This is a genomic window from Fibrobacter sp. UWB12, assembly GCF_900142485.1.
GTDB lineage: Bacteria > Fibrobacterota > Fibrobacteria > Fibrobacterales > Fibrobacteraceae > Fibrobacter.
In genome coordinates this window covers 1-9965 of sequence record NZ_FRAZ01000016.1, presented here as the reverse complement: position 1 = coordinate 9965, position 9965 = coordinate 1, and the positions used below count along the sequence as shown (strand labels likewise).

The 9965-nt window shown below is 48.2% G+C and carries 7 protein-coding genes and 3 tRNA genes; 4 read left to right on the top strand and 6 right to left on the bottom strand.

All coding sequences use genetic code 11. From position 1 onward, the window contains the following. Window positions 1–180 precede the first annotated feature (180 nt). The 6 genes from ahcY to BUA34_RS15430 all read right to left on the bottom strand — a co-directional run bounded on the left by ahcY (window position 181) and on the right by BUA34_RS15430 (window position 8982). Entirely contained in the window at window positions 181–1641 is a 1461-nt protein-coding gene (gene ahcY / locus BUA34_RS15455; protein ID WP_072831166.1) for an adenosylhomocysteinase, read from the bottom strand. Window positions 1642–1808: 167 nt separating this feature from the next. Further along, the gene (locus BUA34_RS16145) at window positions 1809–2414 is read right to left on the bottom strand and encodes a hypothetical protein (protein ID WP_254794525.1); all 606 of its coding nucleotides are present in this window, start codon (window positions 2412–2414) and stop codon (window positions 1809–1811) included. Window positions 2415–3564: 1150 nt separating this feature from the next. Further along, a complete protein-coding gene (locus BUA34_RS15445) occupies window positions 3565–5415 on the bottom strand; it encodes a DUF4153 domain-containing protein (protein WP_072831161.1) in 1851 nt (616 codons plus the stop codon). A gap of 3 nt (window positions 5416–5418) precedes the next feature. Next, window positions 5419–7134, bottom strand: coding sequence for a DUF4153 domain-containing protein (locus BUA34_RS15440; protein ID WP_072831159.1), 1716 nt, complete (start codon window positions 7132–7134; stop codon window positions 5419–5421). A gap of 126 nt (window positions 7135–7260) precedes the next feature. Continuing rightward, entirely contained in the window at window positions 7261–8550 is a 1290-nt protein-coding gene (locus BUA34_RS15435) for a replication-associated recombination protein A (protein ID WP_072831157.1), read from the bottom strand. A gap of 18 nt (window positions 8551–8568) precedes the next feature. Next, window positions 8569–8982 (bottom strand): acyl-CoA thioesterase, encoded by a 414-nt coding sequence (locus BUA34_RS15430; protein WP_014545995.1) that lies wholly within the window; start codon window positions 8980–8982, stop codon window positions 8569–8571. A 345-nt stretch (window positions 8983–9327) separates the two neighbouring features. On the opposite strand from BUA34_RS15430, the gene BUA34_RS15425 reads away from it, so the two are divergent. The 4 genes from BUA34_RS15425 to BUA34_RS15410 all read left to right on the top strand — a co-directional run. Then, a tRNA-Thr gene (locus BUA34_RS15425) sits at window positions 9328–9400 on the top strand. Window positions 9401–9408: 8 nt separating this feature from the next. Then, window positions 9409–9491, top strand: a tRNA-Tyr gene (locus BUA34_RS15420). Window positions 9492–9535: 44 nt separating this feature from the next. Beyond that, window positions 9536–9607 (top strand) — tRNA-Thr (locus BUA34_RS15415). A 23-nt stretch (window positions 9608–9630) separates the two neighbouring features. After that, window positions 9631–9965, top strand: a 335-nt coding sequence (locus tag BUA34_RS15410) for a GTP-binding protein (RefSeq protein WP_170861551.1), incomplete at its 3' end; no start/stop codon positions are given.

The following is a 9965-nucleotide window of genomic DNA, read 5'->3' as shown; positions in this document are numbered from 1 at the left end:
AACTGCGCCTAAAAGGAATGAGCCCGGTACAATACCGGACTCATAACTCAATTTTATCCTAACTTTAAACTGTCCAACTTTCGGGGTTCGGTTCAAAACCGGGGGATATTTTTGGATCCTATCGGGTTCTGCGAACCCTCCAGGATGACACGGGTTGCGCATCTTGTGCGCATCTCGCGATTAATAGCGATAGTGATCCGCCTTGTACGGGCCTTCCACGGGCACGCCGATGTAGTCGGCCTGAGCCTGCGTGAGCTTGGTGAGGTGAACGCCGAGCTTTTCCAAGTGCAGGCGTGCGACCTTTTCGTCGAGAATCTTCGGGAGCGTGTACACGACACCGCTTTCGTACTTGATGCCTGCGACAGTCTGCTTGCCCTGAGCATTGAGCCAGAGGTCGATCTGGGCGATGGTCTGGTTCGTGAAGCTTGCGCTCATCACGAAGCTCGGGTGACCGGTAGCGCAGCCGAGGTTGAGGAGGCGGCCTTCAGCGAGGATGAGGATGCTGTGACCGTCGGCGAAAATCCATTCGTCGTACTGCGGCTTGATTTCGTTACGCTTGATGCCCGGAATCTTCTTGAGGCCGGCCATGTCGATTTCGTTGTCGAAGTGACCGATGTTACCGACGATGGCGCGGTTCTTCATCTTTTCCATCTGAGCGGCGCTAATGATGCCGGTGTTGCCGGTGGTGGTCACGAAGATGTCGGCGTAGCTAACGACTTCGTCGAGGGTCTTGACTTCGTAGCCTTCCATGGCGGCCTGGAGTGCGCAAATTGGGTCGATTTCGGTGATGATCACGCGGGCGCCCTGACCGCGGAGGGACTGTGCGCAGCCCTTACCCACGTCGCCGTAGCCGCACACAACTGCAATCTTGCCTGCCATCATCACGTCGGTGGCACGGTTGATGCCGTCGATGAGGGAGTGGCGGCAGCCGTAGAGGTTGTCGAACTTGGACTTCGTGACGGAGTCGTTCACGTTGATTGCCGGGAACTTCAGGCGGCCAGCCTGGGCCATCTGGTAAAGGCGATGCACGCCGGTAGTGGTTTCTTCGGAAACGCCGCGGAGAGCTTCGCGGGCGCGGGTCCACTGTTTCGGATCCTTTTCGAAAATCTTACGGCAGGTGGCGAGGAATACGCCCCATTCTTCGGAGTCGGTTTCCGGGTTGAAATCGGGCACCTTGCCGGCGTCTTCGAATTCTGCGCCGCAGGTCACGAGCATGGTCGCGTCGCCACCGTCATCGACGATGAGGTCTGCGGTCTTGCCATCGGGCCACACGAGGGCGCGGGCGGTGTTTTCCCAATATTCTTCCAAGGATTCACCCTTCCAGGCGAACACAGGCACGCCCTGCGGATTGCTGACGCTGCCGTTCTTGCCAACGACAACGGCTGCTGCTGCGTTGTCCTGCGTGCTGAAAATGTTGCAGCTGACCCAGCGCACGTCGGCGCCGAGGTCCACCAGCGTTTCGATGAGGATGGCGGTCTGCACGGTCATGTGGAGGCTACCCATGATGCGGGCACCAGCGAGCGGCTTCTTGCCGGCGTATTCCTTGCGGAGAGCCATGAGGCCCGGCATTTCGGTTTCGGCGAGGTCGAGTTCCTTGCGACCTTCGATCGCAAGGTTGATATCCTTAATTTTGTATTCCATAAAGAATCCTTTGTTTTGCGGCACGGTTTTAGCGACCATCTCGTAATAGCTGCAAACCGCGCATTTCTTATTTATGCGTAAATATAGTTATATGCATAAATGTGGTCAAGCCTAAAATTTAATCCGAGTCATATGGATCCCCTCCCGTTGGTCGAGGATGACAAGATTTACTCCATGAACAGCATCCCGCGGAGACGCAGCCCCCTTTCTCGTTCGTGTTTTTCGTTTTCCCATTGGCCGAACTTGATGAATTCTACTTCGAATCGGGCGCTCTCGGTTTCGAGGACCTTTATGTCCTTATCGAGCCAGTTTTGCTTTGGTACGTAGAAACTGAAAACCTTGCTGCTTGTCGAATCGGTGTCCTTGAGCGGATAATCGAAAAACAACGTGTCGTTCCGGGTTACGAATTCTTCGTCTTTGAACGTGTAATTCACGAAAGCGACTTTGCTGAAACTTTCGGGCATTGTGTGGATTTTGTCATTTTTAACAGTTCTGCTAATTGTGCGGTATTTTTTGACGATGTCCGCTAGGTCGCTTTCCTTGGGAAAGTACTGATAAAGTTTTTCGTCGTGTCTGGAATGGAGTTCCTTCACTTGGTAGGCGATGATACTTGCTTTTTTCCCGTCTTTTTCCCACAGGTTAGAGAAAAATTCTTTTGCGTCTTTTTCGCTGAGTGGGAATGTGCTGTAGCCTTCGGTGGCGAGGGTTTCCTTGATATTCTTTAGCCATGCGTTGCGGGTGATGGTGGGGCCGATAGCGAGAGACACTAGCATCAAGCATGAAATGATGATAACATATTTAGATGGAATGATTTTAGGGTTGCAATCAAGTATAGCGCAGCAATCAAGTATAGCGCAAATGCAAATGATAATGCATAACGCTAATGCTGTAATTCGATTTTCCGTAACGCCGTATTCAGAAAATCTTTGGATGATTGCGATGGTTGCCGTAACGATAGGGATAAAGTAAGTGCATGAGAGAATTCTGGCGATTTTCTTTTCGGAAGAAGGTTCGGAATTTATCAGCGCAGGATAATATTCGTTTTTAATTATGAGCGCCAAAACTAAGGAAATTATTGCTAGATAAAAAATTGTTCTTGTTGAAAATGACCATTGCAGCAAGGCCGCGATATCGTAAAAGTGAACGGTGAGGGCGTAAATGGCGTAAAGTGGTAAAATTATGAACTTGAAGTAGTCGAATGAAATATTAAACCACTTTGATTTTATGGTTATCACAAAATTTTTTAAAGTAGGAGTTTCTTCGATGCATTTGTCGATGGACGGAATGCCTGTCATGAAGATAATGGGGAATACTGTGAAAATGTAAAATATGATTATTAAAATTATTGCTTTAATGCAGAGATCTTTATTGCTTTCAGATATTGCTCCAATTATAGCTAGGAGTATGATTGGTACCAATAACGAGAAGGTTGTGTTAATTGTGGGGGCCTGCTTGCCCATTTTTTTGCAGTAAACCCAAAAGGCGTTGTCATTCTTTTGGTTCCAGAACGGGCCGATGAGTATGGCTAGAACGCTAATGGTGAAAATACTGGTTATTACAACGTTTATGAATTTGCTGTCATAATAATTGTCTGTGGTGAATTTGCAAATAACGAGTGTTACTGATATGAGGAGCCAACCCACGCTTGTGATAATTTGCGGCATCTTGCGAGTGCTTTTTCGCGATTCTTGGATGAGTGAAGTCGCGAGGGCGATGAGCATTGCCGCTATGGGATAAATGCATAGCCAAAAATCAAGGCTTTGGCTGAATGTTGTTTTTTTGGGGAATATTTTGGATAATTCTACAAAATCGAATATGATTGCAATTGACGATAAAATTGCGAACGCAATGGCGAGCGGGAACCGCTTGAATGCGTTTCGTAAGAGACTCAGGTATTCTTTCTGTGCTTTCAACATTTTTGCTCTACTTCACAAACAGAATCCCTTCGATGCGGAGCGAACGCCCTTTTTCGGACCATTGTTCAGCGTGCAGTTTGTTGATGCTGAGCGTGACCCTGTCGTTTACGATGGTTTTTAGCGTGTCCTGCATCAGTTCCTGCTTAGTGATTCTGAAAGTGTAAGTTTTGTACTTTGAATCTTTCTCGTTGGCTTCTTTATCGGATTTTGTGGAATCCGCCTTGCTTGTTTTGTTTGCTGTGTTGCCTTTCCCTGTTTTGGTGGAGTCGTTATCGAATAGCGATAGCCAGAAGACGAGGGTGTCGCCTTCGAACTTGAAATCGTCCCTATCGAAATCGAGGTCGAGGTTGATGGCTTCCTTTGCTCCCTTGGGAATATCGACGCCTTCGTTCTTGGGGTGTCTTATGTCGGCTTCGAAAGATTCAAATTTTTTTGTGGAGTCTTTGACGCAGCAAGCGTTGTTTTCGAATGTTTCCCGGTACAAGTTTTCGAGATTATTCAAGGACTTTTCGCTTGTGGAAAAATGCGTGATGATGAATATGTTGTTCGATTCTTCGAGCGAAATCAATCGTGCAAGCGTCCTTTGCGATTCGGGGTCTTTGCTTTCCTTGAGCTTGAAAATGAAATTCTTAGTGTCTTCTTCGTTTAGCGGGAACTTGCTGTAGCCTTGTGTAGCAAGCGCGTTCTCGATACTGCTTTCCCAAATGTGCGCATTTATGTTGGGCGCGCTAAACGGTGGTTGCGTGAGGATAAAGAACATGGCACAGAAAACGATGGCGATGTATCGCATCTTGCGGCTGATTTTTTCGATGAGCAATATGGCGATGATGGCGTAAAAATAAATGTTGAGCGCGATGGCGTAAATGTATTCGGTGTCGATGCCGAGTTTGCTTATCATGTTGCTTATGTCGATGGACATCAAGATGACAAGGGGGATGCAAGCGGCAGGGATTATTTTGATGAAGCGTTTTTCAAAGGACGGCTCGGCTGCAAGGCGGACCGGGTACATGACGGTGACGAGCACGAGCATGTAAATCATGAAGCCAATAACAAAGTAAGACGGCGTTTCTCCGGGTATGTACCACAGTGCAATAAACTTGAGAATGTAGGCGTAAAAGAGGAGTGTGCCGATGGCGAGCACGGGGATGAACAAGAAGCGGATGGTGCTCGATGCGAACTTGCTCAGAGCGGGGGCTTCGTCAAGACATTCTTCGATGGACGGGATTTTGGTGAAGAACAGTATGGGAGCGACTACGCTTGCGCAGAAATAGAATATGTTGAGATAAGTGAAATCGCTGTCAAAGTCGGCATCGAACAGTTGTTCGAAACCAAAGACGAACCCTTCGATGGCTCCGAGTAAAATGGCCGAGACAAGTATAGCGACGACAGCCGCCTTGAAGCTCTTCTGTAGAAAGTTCCAGACTCCGTTTTCATTACGTTCCTTCCAGAATGGTGCAAAGAAAAATCCCAAGGATGCGGTTATATAGACGAGTGCGATGGCGCTTCCGAAATAGATGAGGTAATCGCCGCTTTTGTCGAATAGTGCAAATACTAGCGTTAAGGAAAGCACGAACCATGAGCCACTCGCGATGGCTTGGGGCCGCCAGTCCATGCTTTTCCGGGATTCCTGGACGAGCGATGTCGTGAGGGAGATGATTAATGCCGCAATGGGGTAGATGGCAAGCCATGTAAAGAACTTGATAGCATTATCGCCAAAGACCTTATCAAATAGCGAAAACAAGTTCGTTTCGATGACGAGCGTGATGAATATGAGAAACGTAAATGCCGATGCGGTTGGAAAACGTTTGAACGCCGTCGAAATTTGGTTCGGGTATTTCTTGATTGCGGCTAAGACCATGATTTACTCCAGAAAAAGGATACCGCGGATACTAAAGTAATTGTGCTTGACTTTTTCTTCTTTCTTGTATAAAGTCAAGTCTAAATTTTCGACACCGATTTTGGCACCTTCGGTTTCGAGGAATCGCACGTCCTTGCTTTCTAATGCTTGCTTGGTGACAAAGAAGCGGAAAGTCTTGTCTAGCTTTTTAGGAGAAAACTGGAAAAATAGCGTATCGCCCTGGAATTTATAATCTTCTTTATTGAATGTCTTGTAAAAGTGGTTTACTTGGGTTGCGTTTTTAGGAATTTCAAAGTAGCTGTTTTTGGAATTGTTTATGTAGGCGCTGATAAGGAACTCGTTGACTTTTTCGTTTGTAGAAGATTTTCTGGAAATCAAGATGAGGGCATCTCCCTTGGGAATGTACTGTGCGAGTTCTTTGTCGTGTCTGGAATTGAGAATTTCCAACCGTGAGGTGGCGATGTTTGTTTTGTGATCGCTTTTATCTTGGATGCGTCTTGCGAATTCTGCAGTTTCGTCTTTACTTAGCGGGAAATTGGTGTAACCCAGTTCGGTAAGTGCGTCCTTGATGCTTCCCATCCAAATACGGTGCGTGACGTTGATGGCGCTCAGCGGGCCGTTTGTGGCGATGAGGAACATGCTGCAGAAGACGATGGCGATGAATCTCGATTTGCACTTGATTTTGTCAATGAGCAAAATGGCGATAATGGCATAGTAGAAAATGTTGATGGCGGTAATGTAATAGCGGTCTTCTGAAATCCCGTAATCGGAGATTCTGCGTATAATGCCGACGGACATCAAAATGACGAGGGGGATGCAGGCGGCGGGGAGAATTTTCAGGAGCTTGCTCTCAAAGGATTGCTTGGGATTGATGCGTTCGGGGAGCATCAGCGTCACCCGCAGAAGCATGAGCAACATGGATGCCGAAACGAGATAGGAGACCATTCCTTTGGGCATTTCCCATTGGATGATGATTTTTGCAATGTAGGCGTAAAGAAGTAAAATATAGAGTGAGACGACAGGTAAAAAGATGAATTTGTTTGTGCTAGTCTGGAATTTGTTCAAAGCAGGAGCTTCTTGCAGGCATTCACCAATGGAGGGAATGCCGGAGAAGAACAAGATGGGGAATATGGTGCATGAACTGATAATCGCCGAATAAACGAAAGGTCTTGCAGACACTTTGATGTCGAACAGGTTGAAGAATCCAAACAGGAGTCCGTCAATGGCGATGAGCAGGACTACGGAAATGGCGATAGCGACGACAGCGGCTTTGGCATTCCTCATTAAGAATACCCAGAATCCGTTTTCGTCTTTCTGCTTGAAGAATGGTGCTACGAAAATGCTCAAGAATGCGGTTGTGTAGATAAACAAATATGTCATTCCGACATACGTCCGTCCGATATCGTTAGAGTTTTTCGGAAAGTAAAGAACGAGAGCGATGGAAATGGCAAGCCAAAGGGCTCCGGCGATGATATGGGGGAGAAAGCTGAATTTTTTTCGGGATTCCTGGACGAGCGAAACCGAAAGTGCTATCATCGAAGCTGCAATCGGGTAGATCATTAGCCAGTGAGAAAATTTATATTCCGTTGGTGAGTGACCGCTTTCATAAACGTAAATGAATGCGATGGTCGTAAAAATGGCAAACGCCACTGCAAGCGGAAACCGCTTGAACACCGTCGAGATTTGACTCGGGTATTTTTTGATTTTAGTAAAGTCCATTTTATCCCTCCAAGTTTTGCGTATTGTCTGCGACTCCCACACACCGTCAATGACTGGATCCATTCGGCTTCGCCTCAGGATGACCCCGGAACAAGTCCGGGGCAGGCTCAGTGAACTGCCTACTGTCTACTTCTTTTCCTGTCGTTCCTTTTTAAGTTGCTTCAGCTGTGCGAGGCGCTCTCCGAGAGCCTTTTCGCGTCCGTACGGCTTGGGTTCATAAATCGTCGTGCCGACAAGTTGCGTGGGCAGGTGCTCTTGTGCGGAGTAGCCGCCCGGGCTGTCGTGATCGTACTCGTAGCCGTTCCCGTAGCCGAGCTGTTTCCCGACGCGTGTCACTGAATTGCGGTAGGCACGCGGCACGGGGAGCGTGCCGGTCTGCTTCACGATGGAATCGGCCTTCATTCCCGCAAGTTCAATACTATTGCTCTTGGGCGCAAGCGCCAAGTAAATCGCGAGCTCGTCGAGTGCGATCAAGCCTTCCGGGATTCCCATAAAATCGTATGCTTCGCGAGCGCTTGTCGCAAGCAAAAGTGCGTTCGGGTCTGCAAGGCCTACATCTTCCATGCTCATGCGCATCAGACGGCGCAAAATGAATCGCGGGTCTTCGCCACCCTGCAACATTCTGTGGAGCCAGTAAAGAGCCGCATCCGGGTCGGAACCGCGTACGGACTTGTGCAATGCCGAAATGAGGTTGTAATGCTCTTCGCCGCTCTTGTCGTAACGCAACGGCTTCTTGTACTGGAATTCCTCGAGCAACTTTTCGTCGATTTTCTTGTTGTCACCGAGGTTCTTGCCAATCCATTCGAGCTGGTTCAGCAAGAATCGTGCATCGCCTTCGGATTGCGCAATGAGCTTGTCGACAACGGCGTCTTCGACTTCGACGTCCTTGAGCTGGAGGCCGCGAGGATGGTCGCGGAGTGCACTGAAAATGAGTGTCCGCAAGTCTTCTTTGCTGAGCGGTGCGAACAAAATCAGCTGGCAGCGGCTGAGCAAAGCTCCGTTCACTTCGAAACCCGGGTTTTCCGTGGTCGCACCGATGAGCGTCACCGTGCCATCTTCCACGGCTCCGAGCAATGCATCTTGCTGGCCTTTGTTAAAGCGGTGGATTTCGTCGATGAAGAGAATCGTGTCCATGAACGCGTGCTTCATCTGGCGAGCATCTGCGAGAACTTCCTTGACCTCTTTCACTCCGCTTGCAACTGCCGAAAGCGCAACAAAGCGTTTCTTGGTGTGCTGCTTGATGACGTGTGCGAGGCTAGTCTTTCCGCAACCTGGAGGTCCCCAGAAAATCATGCTGGGGATAGAGTCGTTTTCAAGACTCTTGCGAAGCAAACTCTGCTGCCCGAGAATCTTGTTCTGTCCAAGAAACTCGTCGAGGTTTTGCGGGCGTAGGCGTTCTGCTAAAGGGGCGTCCATGATTATACTATATAAAAATTAGTCGCTAAAGATTTTGTCTTCGACTTTCTTGATACATTCGGGCTTGTCGCGTGTCGGGACTCCGCCTTTCGTGAATACGTGTACGGAGTAGCCAGTGGTGCAAAGTTCGCCGTTCAAGGTGACTTGATAGAGGAACTTGTACTTGCAGCGTCCTTCGTGCACGAGCTTTGTTTCGACATCGACAAAATCGCCAAAACGGCACGGGCGCTTGTACTGCACGTTCAATTCGAGGACTGGGCTTGCAAACCCTTCGCGTTCCACTTCGTCGTAGGGGGCGCCTACAGCGCGGAAAAAGTCCACGCGGGCCTGTTCAAACCAGATGGGGTAGGTGGCGTGGTGTACGACGCCCATGGCGTCAGTTTCGGCATAGCGGACTTGAATGCGGGTTTTGAAAGAAAAATTATTTTCCATGTGTAATTATATAGAGGGTGGGTATAAGTTCGGTTGTATAAAGTAGTTAATTAGAATTTGGTCATTGGTCGCTAGTCATTGGTCAATAGTCGCTGGTTGTTTCGAGAATAAAATATAACTAATGACTAATAGCTAATGACTAAAAACTACTAAAATTAGTGCTCATTTTTTCACTTAAAAATCTATCAACAATCAACTAACACTCTTTACTCTAGTTTGTTTACGTGTATTTTAAAAAATTTCATTTTTTTTCAAGAAAAAACGCAATTCTTGTTGACAAAACCACATAAATCTTGTTAAATTTGCCACGCTTTAGTTCTTCAAGTGAACTGAAACAAAAAGAGTGCCAAAGTAGCTCAGCTGGTAGAGCAGCTGATTTGTAATCAGCCGGTCGTAGGTTCGATTCCTATCTTTGGCTTACATAATGGGTCGTTGCCCGAGTGGTTAAAGGGGACGGACTGTAAATCCGTTGGCTTACGCCTACCGTGGTTCGAAACCACGACGGCCCACGACAATCTAGCCCTACGGTGTCTAAAGGCATCGTAGGGCTTATGCCCAGGTAGCTCAGTGGTAGAGCACTTCCTTGGTAAGGAAGAGGTCTCGGGTCCGACTCCCGATCTGGGCTCTCACTAAAATGGAGATAGAATAATGGCAAAAGAACATTTTGACAGAAGTAAGCCGCACTGCAACATCGGCACCATCGGTCACGTTGACCACGGTAAAACCACTCTTACTGCAGCAATCTGCACGACTCTCGCAGCTAAGGGTCTTGCCGCTGCAAAGCGTTTCGATGAAATCGACAACGCTCCGGAAGAAAAGGCTCGTGGTATCACGATCAATACTTCTCACGTCGAATACACCACCGCAAACCGTCACTACGCACACGTTGACTGCCCGGGGCATGCTGACTATGTGAAGAACATGGTGACTGGTGCTGCTCAGATGGACGGCGCTATCCTCGTTGTTGCCGCTACTGATGGTCC

Excerpts from the sequence above, each read along its gene's own strand:
- BUA34_RS15430 (WP_014545995.1), bottom strand. The coding sequence starts at position 8,982 with ATGGAAAATAATTTTTCTTTCAAAACCCGCATTCAAGTCCGCTATGCC.
- BUA34_RS15440 (WP_072831159.1), bottom strand. The coding sequence starts at position 7,134 with ATGGACTTTACTAAAATCAAAAAATACCCGAGTCAAATCTCGACGGTG.
- BUA34_RS16145 (WP_254794525.1), bottom strand. The coding sequence starts at position 2,414 with ATGCTAGTGTCTCTCGCTATCGGCCCCACCATCACCCGCAACGCATGG.
- BUA34_RS15445 (WP_072831161.1), bottom strand. The coding sequence starts at position 5,415 with ATGGTCTTAGCCGCAATCAAGAAATACCCGAACCAAATTTCGACGGCG.
- ahcY (WP_072831166.1), bottom strand. The coding sequence starts at position 1,641 with ATGGAATACAAAATTAAGGATATCAACCTTGCGATCGAAGGTCGCAAG.
- BUA34_RS15435 (WP_072831157.1), bottom strand. The coding sequence starts at position 8,550 with ATGGACGCCCCTTTAGCAGAACGCCTACGCCCGCAAAACCTCGACGAG.